20 protein-coding genes are annotated in these 23,194 nt (G+C 67.2%); 16 read left to right on the top strand and 4 right to left on the bottom strand.

All coding sequences use genetic code 11. From position 1 onward, the window contains the following. Positions 1-24 precede the first annotated feature (24 nt). The 4 genes from trkA to ABSH63_RS03420 all read left to right on the top strand — a co-directional run bounded on the left by trkA (position 25) and on the right by ABSH63_RS03420 (position 5,642). Positions 25-1,401: a Trk system potassium transporter TrkA gene (gene trkA / locus ABSH63_RS03435; protein ID WP_352887446.1), complete on the top strand. Its 1,377-nt coding sequence runs from the start codon at positions 25-27 to the stop codon at positions 1,399-1,401. Between the two features lie 13 nt (positions 1,402-1,414). Further along, positions 1,415-2,905, top strand: coding sequence for a TrkH family potassium uptake protein (locus tag ABSH63_RS03430; protein ID WP_352887444.1), 1,491 nt, complete (start codon positions 1,415-1,417; stop codon positions 2,903-2,905). 164 nt (positions 2,906-3,069) lie between these two features. Then, positions 3,070-4,011 carry a homoserine kinase gene (locus tag ABSH63_RS03425; protein ID WP_352887442.1) on the top strand — a complete coding sequence of 314 codons (942 nt, stop codon included), beginning with the start codon at positions 3,070-3,072 and terminating at the stop codon, positions 4,009-4,011. Positions 4,012-4,751: 740 nt separating this feature from the next. After that, a complete protein-coding gene (locus ABSH63_RS03420) occupies positions 4,752-5,642 on the top strand; it encodes an OmpA family protein (RefSeq protein ID WP_352887808.1) in 891 nt (296 codons plus the stop codon). A gap of 55 nt (positions 5,643-5,697) precedes the next feature. Here the strand turns inward: ABSH63_RS03420 and ABSH63_RS03415 are convergent, their stop codons facing one another. Then, positions 5,698-5,943, bottom strand: a complete 246-nt coding sequence (locus ABSH63_RS03415) for a hypothetical protein (protein WP_352887440.1) — start codon at positions 5,941-5,943, stop codon at positions 5,698-5,700. 121 nt (positions 5,944-6,064) lie between these two features. Here ABSH63_RS03415 and ABSH63_RS03410 point away from each other — a divergent pair, with 121 nt between their 5' ends. Continuing rightward, entirely contained in the window at positions 6,065-7,357 is a 1,293-nt protein-coding gene (locus tag ABSH63_RS03410) for an MFS transporter (RefSeq protein WP_352887438.1), read from the top strand. Positions 7,358-7,401: 44 nt separating this feature from the next. On the opposite strand, the gene ABSH63_RS03405 is transcribed toward ABSH63_RS03410, so the two are convergent. Further along, positions 7,402-8,160, bottom strand: a complete 759-nt coding sequence (locus tag ABSH63_RS03405) for a ribonucleoside-diphosphate reductase (protein ID WP_352887436.1) — start codon at positions 8,158-8,160, stop codon at positions 7,402-7,404. Positions 8,161-8,209: 49 nt separating this feature from the next. Continuing rightward, on the bottom strand, positions 8,210-10,282 hold the full coding sequence (locus ABSH63_RS03400; RefSeq protein WP_352887434.1) for an adenosylcobalamin-dependent ribonucleoside-diphosphate reductase: 2,073 nt from the start codon (positions 10,280-10,282) through the stop codon (positions 8,210-8,212). A 177-nt stretch (positions 10,283-10,459) separates the two neighbouring features. On the opposite strand from ABSH63_RS03400, the gene ABSH63_RS03395 reads away from it, so the two are divergent. From ABSH63_RS03395 to ABSH63_RS03380, 4 genes are all read left to right on the top strand, one after another. After that, a complete protein-coding gene (locus tag ABSH63_RS03395; RefSeq protein ID WP_352887431.1) occupies positions 10,460-11,587 on the top strand; it encodes an NAD(P) transhydrogenase subunit alpha in 1,128 nt (375 codons plus the stop codon). Between the two features lie 31 nt (positions 11,588-11,618). Then, positions 11,619-11,927, top strand: coding sequence for an NAD(P) transhydrogenase subunit alpha part 2 (locus ABSH63_RS03390; RefSeq protein ID WP_110266595.1), 309 nt, complete (start codon positions 11,619-11,621; stop codon positions 11,925-11,927). Positions 11,928-11,930: 3 nt separating this feature from the next. Beyond that, positions 11,931-13,352, top strand: a complete 1,422-nt coding sequence (locus ABSH63_RS03385; RefSeq protein ID WP_352887429.1) for an NAD(P)(+) transhydrogenase (Re/Si-specific) subunit beta — start codon at positions 11,931-11,933, stop codon at positions 13,350-13,352. A gap of 89 nt (positions 13,353-13,441) precedes the next feature. Further along, complete coding sequence (locus ABSH63_RS03380) at positions 13,442-13,879, top strand: cyclic nucleotide-binding domain-containing protein (RefSeq protein WP_352887427.1); 438 nt, start codon at positions 13,442-13,444, stop codon at positions 13,877-13,879. A gap of 12 nt (positions 13,880-13,891) precedes the next feature. On the opposite strand, the gene ABSH63_RS03375 is transcribed toward ABSH63_RS03380, so the two are convergent. Continuing rightward, entirely contained in the window at positions 13,892-14,317 is a 426-nt protein-coding gene (locus ABSH63_RS03375; RefSeq protein WP_352887424.1) for a hypothetical protein, read from the bottom strand. Between the two features lie 239 nt (positions 14,318-14,556). Between ABSH63_RS03375 and ABSH63_RS03370 the strand changes: the two genes are divergently transcribed. The 7 genes from ABSH63_RS03370 to ABSH63_RS03340 all read left to right on the top strand — a co-directional run bounded on the left by ABSH63_RS03370 (position 14,557) and on the right by ABSH63_RS03340 (position 23,175). Continuing rightward, complete coding sequence (locus tag ABSH63_RS03370; protein ID WP_352887423.1) at positions 14,557-15,030, top strand: MarR family winged helix-turn-helix transcriptional regulator; 474 nt, start codon at positions 14,557-14,559, stop codon at positions 15,028-15,030. Positions 15,031-15,059: 29 nt separating this feature from the next. Further along, the gene (locus ABSH63_RS03365; protein WP_352887421.1) at positions 15,060-16,829 is read left to right on the top strand and encodes an N-acetylglutaminylglutamine amidotransferase; all 1,770 of its coding nucleotides are present in this window, start codon (positions 15,060-15,062) and stop codon (positions 16,827-16,829) included. A gap of 11 nt (positions 16,830-16,840) precedes the next feature. Next, complete coding sequence (gene ngg / locus ABSH63_RS03360; RefSeq protein ID WP_352887418.1) at positions 16,841-18,622, top strand: N-acetylglutaminylglutamine synthetase; 1,782 nt, start codon at positions 16,841-16,843, stop codon at positions 18,620-18,622. Further along, positions 18,622-19,782 carry an osmoprotectant NAGGN system M42 family peptidase gene (locus ABSH63_RS03355; RefSeq protein ID WP_352887417.1) on the top strand — a complete coding sequence of 387 codons (1,161 nt, stop codon included), beginning with the start codon at positions 18,622-18,624 and terminating at the stop codon, positions 19,780-19,782. The genes ngg and ABSH63_RS03355 overlap by 1 nt, the downstream gene beginning before the upstream one ends. 127 nt (positions 19,783-19,909) lie before the next feature. Further along, positions 19,910-20,767, top strand: a complete 858-nt coding sequence (gene traT / locus ABSH63_RS03350) for a complement resistance protein TraT (RefSeq protein ID WP_352887415.1) — start codon at positions 19,910-19,912, stop codon at positions 20,765-20,767. 324 nt (positions 20,768-21,091) lie between these two features. Then, complete coding sequence (locus ABSH63_RS03345; RefSeq protein WP_352887412.1) at positions 21,092-21,841, top strand: queuosine precursor transporter; 750 nt, start codon at positions 21,092-21,094, stop codon at positions 21,839-21,841. Beyond that, the gene (locus ABSH63_RS03340; protein ID WP_352887410.1) at positions 21,838-23,175 is read left to right on the top strand and encodes a short-chain fatty acid transporter; all 1,338 of its coding nucleotides are present in this window, start codon (positions 21,838-21,840) and stop codon (positions 23,173-23,175) included. Before ABSH63_RS03345 ends, ABSH63_RS03340 begins: the two co-directional genes overlap by 4 nt. Positions 23,176-23,194 lie beyond the last annotated feature (19 nt).

Raw genomic sequence — 23,194 nt, 5'->3', positions numbered from 1 at the left:
GAGCGGGCGTAAGGTGCGCGCCGCATGAAGATCATCATTCTCGGTGCCGGTCAGGTCGGCTCGACGCTGGCCGAGAACCTCGCCAGCGAGCGCAACGACGTCACCGTCGTCGATCTCAATGGCGCGCCGCTGGCGAGCTTGGCGGAGCGGCTCGACATCCGCACCGTGCTCGGGCATGCCTCATACCCGAGCACGCTGCGCCAGGCCGGTGCCGACGACGCCGACATGATCATCGCCGTCACCGGCAGCGATGAGACCAACATGCTCGCCTGCCAGATCGCCAACGTGCTGTTCAACACGCCGACCAAGATCGCGCGCGTGCGCGCGGCGGATTACCTCAAGGAGGACAAGCTGTTCGGCGACGACGCCCTGCCGGTCGATCTGCGCATCTCGCCCGAGCAGCTCGTCACCGACCTGATCCAGCGTCTGATCGAGTATCCGGGTGCGCTGCAGGTCGTCGATTTTGCCGACGCTCGCGTGCGCCTGGTCGGCGTCAAGGCCTACTACGGCGGCCCGCTGGTGTCGCGCCAGCTCAAGGAACTGCCGCAGCATCTGCCGGGGATCGACGCGCGCGTCGCGGCCATCTACCGACGCGGGCGTCCGATCATTCCCGAGGGCAACACCATCATCGAGGCCGAGGACGAGGTGTTCTTCGTCGCCGCGCGCGATCACATCCCCAAGATCATCGCCGAGCTGCGCCGGCTCGACAAACCGGTCAAGCGCGTGATGCTCGCCGGCGGCGGCAAGATCGGCCTGCGCCTCGCGCGCGCGCTCGAATCGAGCAAGATCCAGGTCAAGATCATCGAGAAGTTCAAGGAGCGCGCGGAGTTCCTGTCCGAACAGCTCCAGCACAGCATCGTGCTCACCGGGGATGCCGCCAACGAGGCGCTGTTGCGCGAGGAGAACATCGAGGACGTCGACGTCTTCTGCGCGATCACCAACGACGACGAGGCCAACATCCTCTCCGCGATGCTGGCCAAGCGCATGGGCGCGCGCAAGGCGCTGTGCCTGATCAACCGGCTGTCGTACGTGGATCTGGTGGAAGGCGGCAGCATCGACATCGCGATCTCGCCGCAGCAGTCGACGGTGTCGGCGCTGCTCTCGCGCGTGCGCCGTGGCGACGTGGTCAAGGTACATTCGCTGCGCCGCGGCGCCGCCGAGGCGATCGAGGCGATCGCGCACGGCGATCGCCACAACTCCAAGGTCGTCGGCCGGCGGCTGGAGGAGATCAAGCTGCCGCCGGGCACGACCATCGGCGCCATCGTGCGCGGCGACGAGGTCATCATCGCACACCATGACACCGTGATCGAAGCCGAGGATCACGTGATCATGTTCATTGTCGACAAGAAGTGCGTGAAGGACGTCGAGAAGCTGTTCCAAGTTGGTCTGAACTTCTTCTGAACGCTCGCCACAAATGGCCGCCGCGTCCGCGCATGGGATCCGTTCGTCGCCGCACCGCTTCGCCGCGGTGCAGCGTGTGACCGGCATCCTCTTGATGGTGTTCTCCAGCACCATGCTGCCGCCACTGCTGATCAGCCTGCTGCGCGGTGAAGGCGAGCTCGGCGCGTTTTTCGCCGGCCTTGCGATCACCGCGGCGGCGGGCGCGGCGATCTGGTTTCCAGTGCGGCGGGCGACGGCGGATCTGAAGATCCGCGACGGCTTTCTGGTGGTGATGCTGTTCTGGGTCGTGCTCTCGACCTTCGGTGCGATCCCGTTTTATCTGTGCGACGCGGGCTGGTTCACCGTCGTCGATGCGATGTTCGAGGCGACCTCGGGACTGACGACGACCGGCGCCACCGTCGCCAGCGGGCTCGACCACATGCCGCGGTCCATCCTGTTCTACCGCGTCGAACTGCACTGGCTCGGCGGCATGGGGGTGATCGTGCTCGCCGTCGCACTCTTGCCGATGCTCGGCGTCGGCGGCATGCAGTTGTTCCGCGCCGAGACGCCGGGGCCGATGAAGGACACCAAGCTCACGCCGCGCATCGCCAGCACCGCGCGCGCGTTGTGGCTCATCTACGTGACGATCACGGCGCTCTGCACCCTGGTGTATTGGCTGCTGGGCATGAGTTTCTTCGACGCCCTGTGTCATGCCATGTCGACGGTCTCGACCGGCGGTTTCTCGAACTACGACGCCAGCATCGGCCACTTCCAGAGCCTGCCGATCGAGCTCGCGTGCATGGCCTTCATGCTGATCGGTGCGACCAACTTCACGCTGCACTTCGTCGCCTGGCGACGACGCTCGCTGCTCACGTATCTGCGCGACACCGAGTTTCGCGCCTACCTCTTCATCGTCGTGACCTTCGGCGTGCTGGTGTGCGTTCCGCTGTGGTGGTTCGATACCTACGAGGATGCCGGCACCGCGATCCGCAAGGGCATGTTCCAGCTCATCGCCTACGGCACCAACGCCGGGTTCGCGACCGCAGATCCGACGCCGTGGCCGCTCTACGTGCCGCTTTTGATCGTGCTATCCGGTTTCATGATGGGCTGCGCCGGCTCGACCGCGGCCGGCGTCAAGGTGGCGCGCCTGGTGCTGTTCCTCAAACAGGCTGCGCGCGAGCTGCAGCGCTTGTTGCACCCCAACGCGACCATCGCGCTGAAGTTCGGCGAGCGCAGCGTGCCCGACGACATCGTCTACGCGGTCGGCGGCTTCTTCTCGGTCTACGTGGGCCTGACCATCTTGCTGACCTTCGTGATGATCGCCACCGGCCTCGACCCGGTCACCGCGTTCTCGGCGGTCGCCGCGGCGATCAACAACGAAGGCCCTGGCTTGGGCTCGGTCAACGCGACGATGGCGCACCTCACCGACTTCGGCAAATGGGTGCTGATCGTGACCATGGTCGCCGGACGCCTGGAAATCTTCACTTTTTTGATCGTGTTCACGCCGGCGTTCTGGCGGCGGTGAAGGCGGCCCGTCAAACCGCGGCCCCGGGTGCTGCACAATCCTGCTGCGCGCAGCGGTCCAGCCGCGCCATCCCTGGCGCAGCGTTCGCGGCTACGCGGCTCACCCATGGCCGCGACTTCCCAAACCAGCATAAGCTCCGCCCCACGTCTCACGTTTCGCGTCTCATGAGCGTCTTCACCAAAGTCAGCCACGCCGAGCTGCGTGAATTCTTGAAGCAGTATCCGGTCGGCGAGCTGATCGGTTTTCAGGGCATCGGCGAGGGCGTCGAGAACACCAACTACTTCGTCGACACGACGGACGGGCGCTGGGTGCTGACACTGTTCGAGCGGCTCAACGTCGACGACTTGCCGTTCTTCCTCGGCTTGATGGAGCATCTGGCGGCACACGGCTTTGCCAGCGCCATGCCGCTGCACACGCGCGCCGGCGGCGCGCTCACCAGCCTCAATGGCAAGCCGGCCGCGCTGGTGCGGCGGCTCACCGGCCAGAGCGTGCTGTTCCCCGACCTGGAACAGTGCCGACAGGTCGGTCGGGCGCTCGGCGAGCTGCACGTGATCGGTTTGTCCTACCCGGGCCGCTGCGCGAACGCCCGCGGCGCGGCCTGGCGCGAACAAACCGGGCGCCTGCTGGCGCAGAAGACGACGGACGCCGCGGTGCGCGCGCTGATCGAGGACGAGCTCGCGGCACAGGCGCGGCTCGATCTGGGTGCGCTACCGCAGGGCGTGATTCACGCCGACCTGTTCCGCGACAACGTGTTGTTCGTCGACGATCGCCTGACCGGCGTCATCGATTTCTATTACGCCTGCAACGACGCGCTGGCCTACGATCTCGCGGTCACACTCAACGACTGGTGCTTCGAGCCCGACGGCCGACTCAACCCGGCGCGCTGGCAGGCAATGACCGCGGCCTACCGCGCGCGCCGTGAGCTGAGCGAGGCCGAACGCGCGCAGTGGCCGTTGGTGCTGCGCGCCGCCGCGCTGCGCTTCTGGTTGTCAAGGCTCTACGACTGGACCTTCCCGCGCGAAGGCGACGTGGTGCACATCAAGGATCCGGAACCGTACCGGCGCATCCTGGTCCACCACCGCGAGCACGCGCCGCCGGCGTGGTAGCCGGCCCCGCGCCAGCGCACCGGGTCGCCCTCGTGACGCGCGCCCACCCCACTCCCCAGCCGGGGCGGCCGGCCCCTAGAATGATGGCCAGCGATCAGCTCGCTACCCAGTCGCCAGTCTCTGCGCTCGGCGGCTGAACACCGCGGCGACGCAAAACACAAGACCTTGTCGGGGTGGAGTGCATCGATGGCGGAGAAATCATGTTGGGAATCCGTGGCGCTCGGCTGCGCAGCCGGCTGTCTGGCGACGGTGAGCCTGCTGACCAGCGCGACGGCCTGGGCCGCGGCCCCCGACGCCGGCTGGTACTACGGGATCGGCGGCTACGCCAGCGCCTTGGCGGAGTCGGACGGCGAAATCGTGATTCCGGGGGACCCGGGCGCGCCAGGAACGCCGGGGCAGACTTGCCTGCTCGGCGACCTGCTCGGCCTGGGCTCGCTGGCTCAGCCCGCAAGGCTGCCTGCTCGGCCTCGTCGGTGGCGGCACGCCTGGCACCGACCCCACCGATCCCACCCCCGGCGAGCGTCTGCGCACGAAAATTAGCTACGAGACCGGCTGGGCGGCGGAACTGGTGCTAGGCTACCGCACCATGACCGGGCTGCGCCCGGAGTTCAGCCTCGCCTATGGCGAGAACGACTGGGACGAGGTCACGCTGACCTCCGCGGGCGGCAGCAGCACGACGGTACGCTCCAGCAGCAGTCTCGACACGCTGCGGGCGATGGCCAACGTCTGGCAGGACTTCAATCCCGAAGGCAGCGTACCCTTACCTCGGCGGCGGTATCGGAGTGCAGCGTTCGAGCATCTCCGGCGACGAGGATGCCGACGACACTGGCTTCGCCTGGCAACTGGGCGCCGGCGTCGGTTTTGCGCTGTCCGAGCGTGCGGCGTTGTCGCTGGATTATCGCTACGCCGGCGCCAACGACCCGGAGTACCGTACCCGCGACGGCGGCACGCTGAGCACCGAGTATCAGGCCCACCAACTCGGCTTGGGCTTGCGCTACACCTTCGCGCCAGCCGAGCGTCCGGCGCCGCCGGCAGCCGCGCCGGCGACGGTGCCCTACGTGGCCCCGGCCGCGGCGCCGGAGATTCGGTGTCCCGACACGCCGCCCGGCATTCCGGTCGGTCCCGACAACTGCCCGCTGGATTCGGACGGTGACGGCATCCCCGACTATCTCGACGAATGCCCGAACACGCCGCCGGGCCTCAAGGTGCTGCCGGACGGCTGCGCGCCCGAAGGCGACTGTCGCAAGCCGCGGCCGGGCGAACGCGTCGACGAGCGCGGCTGCGCGCTCGAAGGCCGCTTCATCCTGCGCGGCGTGAACTTCGAATTCGACTCCGACCGGCTCACCCCCGAGGCGCGCCTGATCCTCAACGACGTCGCCGGTACGCTGAAGGCCTATCCGAACATCAACGTCGACGTCGAGGGACATACCGACTGGATCGGCACCGAGGCGTACAACCTCGGGTTGTCCGAGCGCCGCGCCAATGCGGTGAAGCGCTATCTGGTCGATCAGGGCGTGCCGGCCAGCCGCATGCAGCCGGTGGGTTACGGCGAGTCGCAGCCCATCGCCAGCAACGAGACCGAGGAAGGCCGCAGCCTCAACCGGCGCGTGGAGCTGAAAGTCCGCGACTGACGCGGCTTCGAGCGTATCGCCGATGCGGGCGTCGCGAACGCGGCGCCCGCATTTTTCATGGCGTCTGCGCTTCGATGGCAGCGTCGAGCTGCGAGGTGCGTTCATCCATGGCATCGAGCGCGGCGTCGACCTCGTCGGCGATGGCATCGCCGGCGTAGCCGATGGCCTCGGTGTTGCGGATGCCGCGGGTTTCCTTCCGACCTTCGACCGGCTCCATCGGCGGCGGCGGGTCGCGGTCTTGGCAGGCGCCGAGCAACGCCATGAGCACGAGGGCAGGCAGCGCGAAGGACAGCGGGCGCATGGGCATTCTCCGATCTGGACCGGGCGCCCATCATCGCGGATTTCTTTGCCGTGGCGCGCGCCCTCAGCCCTGCCGCACAATCGGCGCGCGCCGGAGCAACCGGCCGGGAGATTTCCACACGATGAGCGCTGTCCACAACGGCGGCAATTCGCCGCGACGCGTGCTGTTCGCGAGCCTGATCGGCACGACGATCGAGTTCTTCGACTTCTACATCTACGCCACCGCCGCGGTGCTGGTGTTCCCGACGCTGTTCTTCCCGGCCGGGGATCCGACCTCGTCGATGCTGCAGTCGCTCGCCACCTTTGCGATCGCCTTCTTCGCACGACCGCTGGGCTCGGCGCTGTTCGGCCACTTCGGCGATCGCATCGGCCGCAAGGCGACGCTGGTCGCGGCGCTGCTGACGATGGGCATCTCGACCGTCGTCATCGGCCTGCTGCCGACCTACGCGCAAGTCGGCATCGTCGCGCCGCTGCTGCTGGCGCTGTGCCGTTTCGGCCAGGGCCTGGGGCTGGGCGGCGAATGGGGCGGCGCCGTGCTGCTGGCGACCGAGAACGCGCCGCCCGGCAAGCGCGCCTGGTACGGCATGTTCCCGCAGCTCGGCGCACCGCTGGGCTTCATCGGGTCGAGCGGAATCTTCCTGATCCTCTCCGGCGTGCTCAGCGACGAGCAGTTCTTTTCCTGGGGCTGGCGCATCCCGTTTCTGGCCAGCGCGGTGCTGGTGCTGGTCGGCCTGTGGGTGCGGTTGCGCATCGCGGAGACGCCGGTGTTTCAGAAGGCGCTGGAACAGGAGGCGCGCGTGCGCCTGCCGATGGCGAGTGTCGTGCGCCACCATGGCCGCGCGCTGATCCTCGGCACCGCGATCGCCCTGGCGACCTTCGTGCTGTTCTATCTGATGACGGTGTTCACGCTGACCTGGGGCACGACCGCGCTCGGCTATTCGCGCAGCGAGTTCCTCGTGCTGCAGCTCGTCGGCATCGTTTTCTTCGGCCTGACGATCCCGTTCTCGGCGCTGTACGCCGACCGCCACGGCCGTCGCCGCACGCTGCTGTGGGTCAGCGCCGGCATCGCCGTGTTCGGCCTCGTGCTCGCACCGCTGCTGCACTCCGGCACCGCCGGCGTGCTGGCGACGCTGATCATCGGCCTCACGCTGATGGGCTACACCTATGGCCCGCTCGGCACCATCCTCTCTGAGCTGTATCCGACCGCGGTGCGCTACACCGGCGCCTCGCTGAGCTTCAACCTCGCCGGCATCTTCGGCGCGTCACTGGCGCCGTACATCGCGACCTGGCTCGCCCGCAACCACGGCCTCGAATTCGTCGGCTACTACCTCACGGCCGCCGCACTGCTGAGCTTCGCCGCGATGTGGGCGACCGGCGAAACCAAGGATCTGGACTGGTCCGGTAACCGGGCCTAAGAGCCGGGATCGGACGCACGGCGCACACCCAGACCAGGCGCACCTCAGCCGCATTTGGAGTAGCCGCAGTCCAGGCAGGTCGGACAGCCGTCCTTCATCACCATCTCGCCGCGGCAGTCGGGGTCGGGGCAGCGGTCGACGACCGGCACGGTCGACACGGGCACGGCATCGGCCCGGGCGGCGTTCACCGCAATATGCGGATTGTCGAGCGGCAGCGCGTCGCGGTACTGGCGCATACGCGCGTACCGCGCGGCGAGCGCCGCGAGCGGGCGCTCGTTGCCGTGTTCGTCGAGAAACCCGCGCTTGGTCAGTTCCTGCTGGATCGCCCAGGCGATGGCGGCGACCTCGGAGTCGTGCACCAGGCTCTTGCCGGCGCGGTTCTTGCCGTACCAGACCGGGCCGCGGTCCCAGGACACCTTGCGCAGATCGGCCAGGGCCTTGACCAGGAAGCCGCCGCGCGCCGCCAGCGACAGCGTGCGCATGGTCGCCGACACCCACTGATGCTCGGCCGCGGTCTGCCCGGCCGGCACGAAGAACTCCAGCGGCCGCTCGATGCAGACCGGCTTGCCGTTCATGCGTCCGCAGACGACGCCGAAGCCGATGACGAAGTAGATCGTCTTGGTCCCGCTGGCCGAGGTCAGCGTGATCTTGGTCGTGACCGACTCCCAGCTCCCGTCCTCGCGCTTGTCGATGCGCAGCGACAAAGGGTCGAGGTCGGCGATCTCGTTCGCCGGCGCCCGGCGCAGCACCGACCAGCCGACGATGGGCTGGTCGATGCGGGTGGATTTGGTTTTCTTGGTCATGCCTTTTCGCCGTCACCGTTGACTGGAAACTGCCAACTGGAAGCTGCTGTTAGAGCTTGCCGTAGAACCCTTCCTTGAGGGCGTCGTAGAGATTCGCCGCGGTGTAGATGCCGCCTTCGTATTCGACCTGGGCGTCGCCGGGGAGGCGCACGCTGCGGCCGTCGGCGAGACGGAACTCATACTCGGTGGCGGCCAGATCGCGATCCGTCACCAGCACGCCCTGATGCACCTCGGGATTGAAGCGGAAGGTCGTGCAGCCCTTCAGCCCCTGGTCGATCGCGGCGTCGTAGAGCGACTCGAAGTCCGCGAAGCCGAGATCGGTCGGCACGTTGATGGTCTTGGAAATCGCCGCATCGACCCAGCGCTGCGCCGCGGCCTGCACCGCGATGTGCTCGCGCGGATCGGTGCCGGCGGCGGTTGCCGTGAAGACCTCGGGCAGATCGTCGGCATCGACCTTGGCGTCAACGTGATGCCGATAGGCGAGCAGCTCGTACGATTCCATGCGCACCGCACGCTTGGCCTTCTCGCCCGGCACGATCATGTTGCGCGTGTACTGGTGCGCGAAGCTCGGCTCGATGCCATTGCTGGCGTTGTTGCCAACCGAAGCGGCCATGGTGCCGGTCGGCGCGATCGAGGTTGCGTGCGTGTAACGCGCGCCGACCTCGGCGAGCTGCGCGACCAGTTCGAGATCGGCTTGGGCGATGCGCTGCAGATGCGTCGAGTAGCGCGCATGCAGCACGCGCGCTGGCAGCATCGTCCCGGGCCGGATACCATCGTTCGCGAGCGCCGGCTGCTGCGCGAGCAAGGACGGCGTGATCTCCACGTCCTCGGCCAGCGCCGGCGCCGGACCTTTCTCGCGCGCGAGTTCCAGCGCCGCGCGCCAGTTCTCGATGGCGAGCAGACGCGTCACACGCTCGGTGAATGCCACCGACTCCGGCGAGCCGTAGCGGATGCCGAGCATGGTCAGCGCCGAGCCGAGCCCGAAATAGCCCATGCCGTGGCGGCGCTTGCGGACGATCTCGGCGCGCTGCTCGGGCAGCGGCAGGCCGTGCAGCTCGACGACGTTGTCGAGCATGCGCGCGAATACCCGCACCACCTGCGCATAGCCGTCGAAATCGAAATGCGCTTCGCGTGAAAACGGCCGCCGCACCAGCGAGGCGAGATTCACCGAACCGAGCAGGCAGGCGCCGAACGGCGGCAGGGGCTGTTCGCCGCAAGGGTTCGTCGCGCGGATGTCCTCGCAGAACCACAATGGGTTCGTGCGGTTGATCTCGTCGATCAGGATGAAGCCGGGATCGGAATACTCGTAGGTCGAGCGTAGCACGAGCTGCCACAGCGACCGTGCCCTGACCGTGCGGTAGACGCGGCAGGCGGTGCGGCCCTCGTGGTCCACCGTGTAGGCCGGATCACGCCGCGGCCAGTGCCGCCACACCAGCGCGCCGCCCATTTCCGGTGCGAATGCCGGGAATACCAACGGCCAGTCGGCGTCGCTGCGCACCGCCTGGATGAAGGCGTCGCTGATCAGGCACGATAGGTTGAAGCTGCGCAGACGTCCGGCTTCGCGCTTGGCGGTGATGAAGGCCTCGATGTCCGGATGGCCGATGTCCAGGCAAGCCATCTGCGCGCCGCGACGGCCACCGGCGCTGGAGACGGTGCGGCAGATCGCGTCGAACACGTCCATGAACGGCAAGGGGCCGCTGGTGGTCGCGCCGGCACGGCAGACCCGCGCACCGCGCGGGCGCAGCGTGGAGAAGTCGTAGCCGATGCCGCAGCCGGCCTTGAGCGTCAGCGCCGCCTCGCTCGCCGCCTGCATGATGCCGGCCATCGAGTCGTCGATGGTGCGCGACACCGTGCAGTTGATGGTCGAGGCCGCGGGCCTGGATGCCATCACACCGGCATTGGCCATGATGCGGCCGCCCGGCCAGGCGTGGTGCAGCACACGGTAGAAAGCTTCCTCCCAGCGGCCGGGATCGGCCTCGCTCGTGGCCAGCGCACGCGCGAGCCGGCGGCGCAGCCCGTCGAGGTCCTCGCCGGCTTGGAAGTACTTGGCCTTTGCGATCGCCGCCGAGGCCGCTTGCAGCGGCAGGGACAGGCTGTCCTTTTGCGACGCACGAGGCTTCATCCGCGAGCCACTCATGCTCTGGCGGGTCCATGTTACACCGCACGCCGCGCTCGTGCCGACCGGGTGACTGGGTGTTATTCCCCAGGTCATCCGCTAGACTTGCGCCTCCTTGTGCCTCGGCCGGATGCCGGCCGGAGGGCTTGGGGGAACTCGATACTCGTCACAGGGGATTGGTACATGCCGGTCAAGATCGCCGTGCTCAAGGAAACGCGCGCCCACGAAAGGCGCGTGGCGATGGTGCCCGCCGTCGCCGACAAGCTGGTCAGGCTGGGCTGCGAGATTCACATGCAGGCCGGGGCCGGTACGGCCAGCCGCATTCCGGACGAGGCCTACAAGAAAGTCGCGATCGCGGCCAACCCGCAGGGGCTGGTATCGGACGCCGACATCGTCGTCGCGGTGCAGCCGCCGGCCGCCGACGTCGTCAACGCGATGAAGGAAGGCAGCATCCTGCTGTCCTTCGTCTATGCGCACCGCGAGCCGGATCTGGTCAAGCTGATGCGTGACAAGAAGATCACCTGCTTCGCGATGGAGCTGGTGCCGCGCATCACCCGTGCGCAGGCCATGGACGCGCTGTCGTCGCAGGCTGCCTTGTCGGGTTACTACGGCGCGCTGCTGGGCGCGACCAATCTGGCGCGCATCCTGCCGATGATGACCACGGCGGTCGGCTCGATCCGTCCGGCCAAGGTGTTGGTCATGGGCCTGGGCGTCGCCGGTCTGCAGGCGATCGCCACCGCGCGCCGCCTCGGGGCGATGGTGGAAGGCTACGACGTACGCCCCGAAACCAAGGAGCAGGCCGAGTCGCTCGGCGCCAAGTTCGTCGACACCGGCGTCGATGCGCGCGGCGAAGGCGGCTATGCGCGCGAGCTGACGGCCGAGGAAAAAGAGAAGGTCGCCGCGGTCGTCACCAAGCACATCCAGCAGGCCGACATCGTCATCACCACGGCCGCGATCCCGGGGCGGCCGTCGCCCAAGCTCATCTCCAAGGCCCAGGTCGAGGGCATGAAGAACGGCGCCGTCATCGTCGACATGGCGGGTGAAGGCGGCGGCAACTGCGAGTACAGCAAGCCCGGCGAGACCGTGCAGGTCGGACAGGTGACCATCCTCGCGCCGCTGAACATCCCGTCGGCGCTCGCCGAGCACGCCTCCGAGCTGTACGCGAAGAACCAGTACAACCTGATCGAGCTGTTCGTGAAGGACGGCGCGATCCGCATCGACTGGACCGACGAGGTGCTCGCCAAGACCGTGCTGACGCACGGCGGCGAGATCAAGAACGAAGCCGCGAGGAAAGCCGTCGAAGGCGCCTGATCGGCACGCGCTGATTCACAGGGGAACTCACATGGACGCAACCACCGCCATCACCGGCTTCGTCGCCCTCTACATCTTCATGCTCGCGGCCTTCACCGGCTACGAGATCATCGGCCGCGTGCCGGCGATCCTGCACACGCCGCTGATGTCCGGCTCCAACTTCATCCACGGCATCGTCGTCGTCGGCGCGATGTGGGCGCTGTTCAACGCCAGCTCCACGCTCGAACAGGCGATCGGGTTCTTCGGCGTGCTGCTCGGCGCCGGCAACGCCGCCGGCGGCTACGTGGTCACCGAGCGCATGCTGGAAATGTTCAAGCCGTCGGACAAGAAGAAGGGCTGAGCCATGAATCCGCAACTCATCATCGACGCGGCGTTCATCGTCGCCACGCTGCTGTTCATCTACGGGCTCAAGCGCATGTCGAGCCCGGTCACCGCCCGTTCCGGCATCGTCGTCGCCGGCCTGGGCATGGTCGTCGCGGTGATCGTCGCGTTCCTGTACATCGCCGATGTCAATCCCAAGGCCGAGCCGCACCTGACGACCAACATCGTGCTCGCGGTGGTCGCGCTCGCGCTCGGCCTGGGCTGGGCCTGGTGGAGCGGCAAGAAGGTCGAGATGACCGCGATGCCGCAAATGGTCGCGCTCTACAACGGCATGGGTGGCGGCGCCGCCGCGGCCATCGCCGCGATCGAGCTGTTCGGCCACAAGGCGCATGGCCTGGAGATTCTGATCATGGCCGTGCTCGGCGGCATCATCGGCGCGGTGTCGCTGTCCGGCTCGCTGATCGCCTGGGCAAAACTCGACGGCAAGATCGACGGCACCTGGCGCTTCCCGGGACTGCAGGCGGTCAACGGCCTCATTCTGCTGACCATCCTCGCCATCGGCGGCTGGACCGTGTTCAACGACGGACAAGTGCCGATGCCGCTGATCGCCGGCTTCTTCGTGCTGTCGCTGGTGTACGGCGTGATGATGGCGATGCCGATCGGCGGCGCCGACATGCCGGTGGTGATCTCGCTGTTCAATGCCTTCACTGGTCTTGCCGTCGGCTTCGAAGGCTACGTGATCGGCAACGCCGCGCTGATGGTCGCCGGCATGGTCGTCGGCAGTGCCGGCACGCTGCTGACGCTGTTGATGGCCAAGGCGATGAATCGCTCGGTGAGCAACGTGCTGTTCTCGAACTTCGGCGCCGCCGGCGCAGAGGGCCAAGGCGAGATCAAGGGCAGCATGAAACCGATCGACGCCGGCGACGCCGGCATCAACATGCGCTACGCGTCCAAGGTCATCATCGCCCCGGGCTATGGTCTCGCGGTCGCGCAGGCCCAGCACAAGCTCTACGAGTTCGTGAAGCTGCTGCAGGATGCCGGGGTCGAGGTGAAGTTCGCGATCCACCCGGTCGCCGGCCGCATGCCCGGCCACATGAACGTACTGCTCGCCGAGGCCGGCGTGCCCTACGACATCATTTATGACATGGACGACATCAACAACGAGTTCAAGGAGGCCGACGTCGCCATCGTCATCGGCGCCAACGACACCGTGAACCCGGCGGCGCGCACCAACAAGTCCAGCCCGATCTATGGCATGCCCATCCTCAACGTCGACCAGGCCAAGCAGGTCTACGTGGTCAAGCGCGGTCAGGGCAAGGGCTACTCCGGCGTCGAGAACGAGCTGTTCTTCGCCGACAACACCAACATGGTCTACGGCGACGCGCAGAAGGTGATGGTCGCGATGATCCAGGCGGTCAAGTCGCTGGAAGGCGGCGGCCACTGAAGCCCGGCCCTGCGCACACGACCAGGCCCCGGCAACGGGGCCTCGTCGTTTGGGCGTGAACGCATCAGCATGGCTGCCGGGGGATTGCAATGACCGACACCGCTATCGATGTCGAGGCCCTGCGCGTCTCGCCGATCGTGAAGGACCTGTCGCCGGCGGCACCGACGGACCTCGCTGCGCGCGGCATGTCGCTGACGCTCAAGGACGGCGATCCGCTGCGGTTCCAGGACGTGCGCGGCGGTCTCGGGTTGTTCCTGCTGCTGTCTGGGTCGATCGGCGTCTACCGGCGCAACAATGACGGCGGGGAGACGCAGCTCGCCGTGCTCACGCGCGGCGACTGCCTCGGTGAGTACTCGCTGCTCGACGGTCAGCCGATCTCGGCAACCGCACGCGCGCTCGAAAGCGCGCGCCTGTTCTTCCTGCCGAACGGGCAGTTCCGCGCCATCACCACGCAGAATCCTAGCGTCGGCTGCCTGCTGTACCGCAATCTGGCGCGGTATCTGGTCAAGCGGCTGCGCGCGCAGTGAATCGTCGCTGCGTCACGAACCGTCCGCCGCAGTTGGAATCCTGCCGCGCCGCTGGCTGAGCCGGCGCCAGACCAGAGCGTCCGGCACGTCGCTACTGGTGACGGCTATTCCAAGGCCTTGCGAGTGTAGAGCACCCATTTCCATGTCGCCGCGCGTGCCGTCGCGGCCGCAGAACAGAATGCGGTCACCGCTGCGCAGCACGCAGTCCGGCGCCGACATCAGGCTACCGTCCGTGCCGCGTGAGAGCATCAGCGCCAGCGCCAGGCTGAATGAAGCGCAGATCGGCGCATAGGGCTGCGATATCGAGAGTGAGGAGCGCATCCGCGGCATTGTTGACCGAGGATCCAACAGCAACGCAGCGAGCCTGCAGACGAACGAGCCGCCGTTTCTTCCCGACGCCGGCTCGGGAAGGGTGAAGATTATGGGGATCAATAACAACGACGGCACTGACCTGAGGGCTGCCACCTTGGCCCCATGCAGTGAGGTCGCCTGCCCGACGGAGTAAGGCCAACCCCGAAGCACCTGGACTGCGAGTCACCCGCGGGTTGGCTTGGCGCTCCGCGAGTCCTGACCTCTTGCGCACCGCGAGCGTCGATTCGCGTTCGCAGCGCGCACGGGCTTTATTTTGCATTCAAAGCATTTCTCCGGCATAATGTTTTGCGTTCAAAGCATCTGCCATGTCACCGGATACCCTGCACCTGCTCGGCGCGCTGCGCCGCATCGCCCAGTCGCTCGACACGTACTCGAAGACCATCGAGCACGAATCAGGCCTGACGCTGCCGCAGCTGTTACTGCTCGAAGCGCTGCGCGACGAGCGCGAGCCGCCGACGGCAGGGCGCCTCGCCCAGCGCGTGAGCCTGACGCAGGGCACGGTCACATCGATTCTCGATCGCCTCGAAGCCCGCGGCCTGCTGCGGCGCGCGCGAGCGAACGATGACCGGCGGCGCGTGCTGGTGACGCTGACGCCGCGCGGTCGCAGCCTGCTGGCCAAGGCGCCGCCGCTGATGCACGCGGATTTCCTGCGCGGCTTCGCCGCGCTCGGCGCCAGTGAACGCGCCGGGCTGCTCGATGCCGTGGACCGTATCGCTGCGCTGATGCGCAGCGTCGACGTTGCGGCCGCGCCGCAGGAGCAGACCAGTACGGCGGCCTGAGGCGCCGCCCCCGACAACAGGAGGTTTTTATGTGTGGTTTCGCCGGCGAGCGCCGCTACGATGGACGACTCGCCGACACCGATGCCGTCGCCGCAATGACCGCGACGATGGCGCGACGCGGCCCCGACGGCGCCGGCACGTTCAGCGCCGGTCCGCTTGCCGTCGGCCACCGGCGCCTGAAGATCATGGATCTGTCGGAGCACGCGCAGCAGCCGATGCTCGACAACGAGCTCGGCCTCGGCATCGTCTACAACGGCGCGGTCTACAACCACCCCGAGTTGCGCGCCGAACTCAAGGCCAAGGGTTATCGCTTCTGGTCGGACGGCGACACCGAAGTCCTGCTCAAGGCCTATCACTGCTGGGGCGCGGACTTCGTGCAGCGCCTGCACGGCATGTTCGCCTTCGCGATCTGGGAGCGCGACGGCGGCCGCCTGCTGCTCGGTCGCGACCGCCTCGGCATCAAGCCGCTGTACTACTCGCTGACCGACAAGCGTCTGCGCTTTGCATCGACCTTGCCGGCGCTGCTCAAGGCCAAGGATGTCGACACCGACATCGATCCGGTCGCGCTGCATCACTATCTGCACTTCCACGCCGTGGTGCCGGCGCCGCAGACGATGCTCAAGGGTGTGCGCAAGCTCGCGCCGGCAACGCTGATGTCGGTCGAGCCGGATGGCACGACGCGCCAGCAGCGCTACTGGCAGCCGGACTACGCACGCACGGCGGAGGATGAGCGCCGCAGCTTCGATGACTGGCGCGAGATGACGCTGGCGGCACTGCGCACCGCGGTCAAGCGCCGGCTGGTCGCCGACATCCCGGTCGGTGCGCTGCTGTCCGGCGGCGTCGATTCGAGCCTGATCGTCGGCCTGATGAGCGAGGCCGACGCCAACGTGCGCACCTACTCGATCGGCTTCGAAGACGTCGGCAGCGAAGAGGGCAACGAGTTCCGCTATTCCGACATCATCGCCCAGCACTACGCGACGCAGCACGAACGCATCTTCATCGACAGCCGCACGCTGCTGCCGTGGCTGCCGGAAGCGCTCGCGGCGATGAGCGAGCCGATGGTCTCGCACGATTGCGTCGCCTTTTACCTGCTGTCGGAAGCGGTATCCAAGCACAGCAAGGTGGTGCAGTCCGGCCAGGGCGCGGACGAAGTCTTCGGCGGCTATCACTGGTATCCGCCGATGCTGGAAACGCAGGACGCACTGGCGACCTACGACGCGGCCTTCTGCGACCGCAGCCACGAGGAGTTTCTGCGCGTGGTCGATCCGCGCATGGCGACCGAAGACCATTCGCGCGCCTTCATCCGTGCGCACTTCGCGCAGGCCGGCGCGAGCGAAGCCATCGACCAGGCGCTGCGCCTGGACACGACGATCATGCTGGTCGACGACCCGGTCAAGCGCGTCGACAACATGACGATGGCCTGGGGACTCGAAGCGCGCGTGCCGTTCCTCGACCACGAGCTGGTCGAACTCGCCGCGCGCATTCCCGGCCGCCACAAGATCGCGCACGGCGGCAAGCATGTGCTCAAGGAGGCGGCGCGCCAGGTGATTCCCGCGGCGGTGATCGACCGTCCCAAGGGCTACTTCCCGGTGCCCGCGCTCAAGTATCTGCAGGGCGATTTCCTCGACTACGCGCGCTCGCTGCTCGACGCGCAGGCGGCGCGCGATCGCGGCCTGTTCAGGCGCGATTACATCGAAACCCTGTATGCCGATCCGCAAGCACACATCACGCCGCTGCGCGGGTCCAAGCTGTGGCAGCTCGCCGCACTCGAAGGCTGGCTGCAGGCGCACGGGATTTGAGGAGCTCAAGGATGAGCAGAAGCAAGAAAGTCGTGAACCTGCCGCTGGCCTCGGCGCACCCCGATGCCGTCGACGGGCCGGCGAGTCTCGCCCATCACCGTTACGGCTTCGATGGCGACGCCCAGCCCAACCGCGAGAACGTCGCGCTCGAATGCGGCTGGGGCAAGCTGATTCTCGCGCACACCTTTGAGCGCCCCGAGGATGTCGCCGCGGCGGTGCAGAACGAGCGCCTGGGCTCGCGCAACATCGCCATCTACGTGCGTGATCCGCACGTGATTCTGGCGCAGTCGCCGCAACACCTGTTCCTCGATCCCTCGCATACCTTCCGCCTGCCGCTGGCCGAATTCGACGCGCCGGCACTGCCGCCGGGGCTGCATATCCGTCCACTGCAGACGCTCGAAGATGCCGAGGCAATCAACCGCATCTACCTGTCGCGGCACATGGTGCCGGCCGATCCGGGCTTTCTGTGGACGCACCGTGACTCGCCGAACATCGTCTACCTCGTCGCCGAGGACGCGCTGAGCCAGCGGGTGATCGGTACGGTGACCGGCGTCGATCATGTCAACGCCTTCGGCGATCCCGAGGCCGGATCGAGCCTGTGGTGTCTGGCGGTCGATCCGGGTGCGCCGCATCCGGGCATCGGTCAGGCACTCGCCTGCGATCTGGCAATGCGTTTCAAGTCGCGCGAGCGCGCGTTCGTGGACCTGTCGGTAATGCACGACAACGAGCAGGCGATCGCGCTCTACGAGAAGCTTGGTTTCGAGCGCGTGCCGGTGTTTGCGATCAAGCGCAAGAACGCGATCAACGAGCGCCTGTTCACCGGCCCGACGATTGCCGACGATGACGGCCTCAACATCTACGCGCGCATCATCGTCGACGAGGCGCGGCGGCGTGGGGTGCGCGTCGAGATTCTCGACGCCGAGGCCGGCTACTTCCGCCTGACCTTCGGCGGCCGCTCGATCACCTGCCGCGAGTCGCTGTCGCAGCTCACGACCTCGATTGCGATGTCGCGCTGCCAGGACAAGCGCATCACGCGCCGCATTCTGCGCGATGCCGGCCTCAACACGCCGGAGCAGCGCACCGCCGACGGCAGCGAGGCCGATGCCGCCTTCCTGCACGAGCACGGCGAGGTCGTGGTCAAGCCGGCGGACGGCGAGCAAGGCCAGGGCATCTCGGTCGACATCCGCGATGTCGACAGCCTGCGCGCGGCGATTGGCAACGCGCGCCGGCATGGCGAAACCGTGCTGATCGAGCGCTATTGCCCGGGCGAGGATCTGCGCATCGTCGTCATCGGCTACAAGGTCGTCGCCGCCGCGGTGCGCAAGCCACCGGTGATCACCGGCGACGGCCGACACAGCATCCGCGAGCTGATCGAGAAGCTGTCGCGGCGGCGCGAAGCGGCGACCGGCGGCGAGTCGCGCATCCCGATGGACGCCGAGACCGAGCGCTGCGTGCGCCTGGCCGGACACGCGATGGACGACGTGCTCGATGAGGGCAAGCAGCTCGCCGTGCGCAAGACGGCGAACCTGCACACTGGCGGCACGCTGCACGATGTCACGCATGTGCTGCATCCGCAGCTCTGCAGCGCCGCGGTCGAGGCGGCGAAGGCACTGGAGATCCCGGTCACCGGCCTCGACCTGCTGGTCGCGGCACCGACCAAGCCCGACTACGTGATCATCGAGGCCAATGAGCGACCCGGACTTGCCAATCATGAGCCGCAGCCGACCGCCGAACGCTTTCTCGACTTTCTGTTTCCGTTCAGCGTCACCCGCGAACCCCAGGAGCTGTACTGATGCAGAAGCTCGCGATCGACACCGATTACCTGCGCACGACGATGCTCGAACTGCTGGCGATTCCGAGTCCGGTCGGCTTCACCGACGAGGTCGTGCACTACACCTGCGCGAAGCTCTCGGAGATCGGCGTGCCCTACGAGCTAACGCGCCGCGGCGCGATCCGCGCGACGCTCAAGGGCGAGACCGACCGTCCGGCCTGTGCCGTGGTCGCGCACCTCGACACCATCGGCGCGATCGTGCGTGCGCTCAAGCCCAACGGCCGCATCACGATGCTGCCGCTCGGCACCTGGTCGAGCCGCTTCGCCGAGGGGGCACGGGTCACGCTGTTCACCGATCGCGGCGCGTACCGCGGCACGATCCTGCCGCTGCTTGCATCGGGTCATGCCTACAACGAAGCCGTCGACACGCAGCCGATCGGCTGGGAGCATGTCGAGTTGCGCATCGATGAGGATGCGCAATCGGTGGAGCAGTTGCGCAAACTCGGCGTCAACGTCGGGGACTTCATTGCCGTCGATGCGCAGCCGGAGCTGCACGAGAACGGCTACATCGCCTCGCGCCATCTCGACGACAAGGCCGGCGTCGCCGCGCTGCTCGCCGCGCTCAAGGCGCTGACCGAATCGAAGATCACGCTGCCGGTGCACTTCCACCCGATGTTCACCGTGACCGAGGAAGTCGGCTTCGGCGCCTCGGCGATCCTCGACGAGCGCATCAGCGAGATGGTGGGCATCGACATCGCGATTCCGGCGACCGGGCAGAACTCGCGCGAACACGGCGTCACCATCGCCATCTGCGACTCGTCCGGGCCTTTCGACTATCACCTCACGCGCGAGCTGATCGGCCTGTGCGAACGCCATCAGATCGAGCATCAGCGCGACGTGTTCCCGTACTACTTCTCCGACTCCGCGGCTGCGCTGCGCGCCGGCTTCGACATCCGCCACGCGCTGATCGGCTTCGGCGGCGATTCCTCGCATGGCTACGAGCGTACGCACGTCTCGGCGCTGATCGCGGTCGCCGAACTGCTGACACTGTACGCGCAGAACGGCCCGGTGATCGCCCGCGACCGACGCGCGATCGGCCCGATCGAGGGCTTCCCTCATCAGTACAAGCCCGAGGATCTCGAAGCGCCGGCGCCGCTGCCGCATCCCAAGGAGTTCCTGTAGGGGCAGCGAATCGAGAACTGGGCCACAGCAAGCTGCGTGCGCCTCCTAGCCCGGTCGCACGAAAGCGCGTACAGTCGACCCTGCCACCGGCAAGGAGGGCCGGGGCTGCGGAGCAGGGAGCATCGCGTTGACCATCATCATCGTTGGGGGGGCTATGAAAGTCGTTCAGACATCGAGCTTGGTTGTATTGGCTGTGGCCGCGTCACTCAGCGCCGGTTGCGCCACGGTCTCGCGTGGCATGGGTCAAATCACGGCCAACAAGTTCGCCGAGCCGCGCAGCGGGACGGTCTGGGTCGTGCCGCCCCCTCAGCTGGAGCCGGTCAGCGGGCCCCGCACCGTCTACATTTCCTGGCGCAACATCAGCGACGCTCAGAATCTGAATTTCCTGAACACGATGCGAACGGCCGCGCAGCAACAGGGCTGGCAGGTCGTCAACGATCCCGATACGGCGAAGTTCCGCCTGCGCGCCTCGCTGCGTTACTTCGGCGAAGTCGAGCCGGAATCGGGCGGCGCGAACGTCGCGAACGGCCTTGGCGCGATCAGCGGCGCTGCGGTCGGAATCGGCGCCGGGATGGCGGTCGCGCGCGCCTCGAACAGCAACCTCGGCGGGGTAGCCGCGGGTGGCATGATTGGCGGCTTGGTCGCCGCCGGCATCGCCAACGCCTCCCGCCCGCGCGAGTATGCCGCGATCATTGATTTCGTCCTCGAGGAGTACAACGCCAAGCCCATTCAGTTCACGGTCGCGACCGATTCGGCCTCGGGCACGCGCGATGGCGCGAGCACCGGCAACGCGCGCATGGCCTCCGGCGGCGGCACGTCGATGGGCAACACCTCTGGGGCGACCATGACGCGCACCAGTCACTACTTCCCGCACGGGGTGCGGCTGTCGGCTTGGGCCAATCAAATGGCCATGAAAGAGGAAGAGGCTCTGCCCTTGATCGAGTCCCGTATCGAGTCGGTGGTCACGCAGCTGTTGCCGATGTAGCGGACGATCACTCTGCGCGTGGTCACGCCCCGCCGTTCCGCGGGGCTTTTTTTGCGTGCCCGAGTGCGGCGATGCCCGCAGACCGACCACGCGGGAAGCGGCACACTTGAGGCAAGATGCCGTGGTCCGGACGATCTCGCCCATGCACCGTTTCAGCCACCACGTCCTTGCCCGCGCGGGTGAGCCGCGCCGCTTCGCAAGCATTCGCGGGCGCGGCGGCCACCTGCGACGGCGGATGTCCCAGGCCGGGTCGACCCACCGAGGCTAAGATGCCGAGCCGAGTGGGCCGCGACCCCTCATCGCCCTGGCGCGCCGGAGCCTTTGATGCTCAGTTTCCGCTACTACGACTTTCTCGTCGCCGGCATGGTCGCCGTGCTGCTCTGCTCGAATCTGATCGGGCCCGGCAAGGTCGGCGTGGTCGAGCTGCCGCTGATCGGCGCGTTCGCGTTCGGCGCCGGCAATCTGTTCTTCCCGGTCGCCTACATCTTCGGCGACGTGCTCACCGAGGTCTACGGCTATGCGCGTGCGCGGCGTGCGATCTGGGCCGGCTTCGGTGCGATGATCTTCGCGACGGTGATGTCGGCGATCGTGCTGGCGATTCCCGCGCACCCCGACGAGCCGTGGAACGCGACGCTGCAGCCGGCGCTGGAGATCGTCTTCGGCAATACCTGGCGCATCGTCGCTGCGAGCATCCTCGCGTACTGGATCGGAGATTTCGTCAACGCCTACGTGATGGCGAAGATGAAGCTGTGGACGCAGGGGCGCCATCTGTGGATGCGCACCATCGGCTCGACGATCTGCGGCCAGGGGGCGGACTCGCTGATCTTCTATCCGATCGCCTTCTTCGGTATCTGGACCAATGAGGCGCTGATCGCCGTGGTGGTCTTCAACTTCACGATGAAGGTCGCGGTGGAGGTGGTGATGACGCCGGTGACCTACGCGATCGTCAACGGGCTCAAGCGCGCCGAAGGCGTCGACACCTTCGATACCGATACCCACTTCACGCCGTTCTCGCTCAAGGACGAAGGCCGGCGCAGGCCGTTGGACGAAGACCGGGATCCGGATCTGCGATGACGCGTCTGATCACCGCGTTGGTTCGCTTCTTCGAGCGCTGGATGCCGGATGCCTTCGTCATCGCGGTGCTGTTGACGCTGCTGACCTTCTTCTTCGCCCTCTGCGCCACGCCGACCAGCGTTGGCGAAGCGGTCGACCTGTGGAGCGACGGCTTCTGGACCTTGCTCAGTTTTACCAATCAGATCGCGCTGACCTTGCTGCTGGGTTACGCGCTGGCCAGCACGGTGGTGGTGCGCCGCCTTTTGCTGCGCATCGCCGGCCGCGTGCACGGCCCGCGCATGGCGTATGCAGTCGTCAGCGTCGTCACCGGCGTGCTCGCCCTGCTGTCGTGGTCGCTGGCGCTGGTCGCGGCTGGCATTCTGTCGCGCGCGATCGGCGAGGCCTGCCGACGCCGCGGCGTGCGTGTCCACTATCCGCTGCTGGTGGCGTCGGCGTTCTCCGGTTTCGTCGTCTGGCATCAGGGCTTGTCGGGCTCGATTCCGCTGACGCTGGCGACGCCTGGGCATTTCCTCGAAGCGCAGGTCGGGTTGATCCCGACACGGCTGACCGTGTTCGCGACCTGGAACCTGGTCACCGCCGTACTGGTCATCGCGAGCCTGCCGTGGATACTGATGCGCCTGCATCCGCAGTCCGACGAGGACGTGCAGGAGATGCCCGATGCCCTGCTCGGCGCGGCGCAGGACGCCCCCCCGCCTGCCGGCGAGACGCATCCCACGCCGGCGGACCGCCTCGATCGCTCTCGTGCTCTGGCCGGCGTTCTGGTGGTGATCGGCCTGGTTGCGATCACCCGGCATTTTGCCGGCCCCGGTCCGGGACTGACGCTGAACTCGGTGAATTTCACGCTCTTGATGCTCGGCATCCTGTGCGCCGGCAATCTGCGCGCCTACGGCGAGACCGTCCTCGCCGGCGGCAGCATCGCCGCGCCGTTTTTGCTGCAGTATCCGTTCTACGCCGGCATCGCCGGCCTGATCGCCGGCTCCGGCCTGGCCAACCTGATCGTCGGCCTGTTCACGACGCTCGCCAGCGCCGAGACCTTGCCGCTGCTCGGCTTCTTCAGCGCCGGCCTGCTCAACCTCTTCATCCCTTCGGGCGGCGCGCAGTGGGTGGTGCAAGGCCCGATCATGATGAGCGCCGCGCAGCAGCTCGGCGCGGACCTGCCGCGGGTGGCAATGAGCGTGGCGCTCGGCGATCAGTGGACCAACCTGATCCAGCCGCTGATCCTGCTGCCGGTGCTGAGCGTCGCCGGCATCGCCGCGCGCGCGGTGATGGGCTATTCGCTCGTCGCGATGCTGTGGAGCGGCGTGATCTTCGTGCTGGCGCTGTGGCTGACCTGAGCGTGTGGACGCTTAGGGC

The organism is Sinimarinibacterium thermocellulolyticum, from assembly GCF_040327995.1.
Taxonomy (GTDB): domain Bacteria; phylum Pseudomonadota; class Gammaproteobacteria; order Nevskiales; family Nevskiaceae; genus Solimonas; species Solimonas thermocellulolyticum.
Note: the sequence above shows the minus strand (reverse complement) of the source record. Positions and strands in the feature narration are given on the sequence as shown.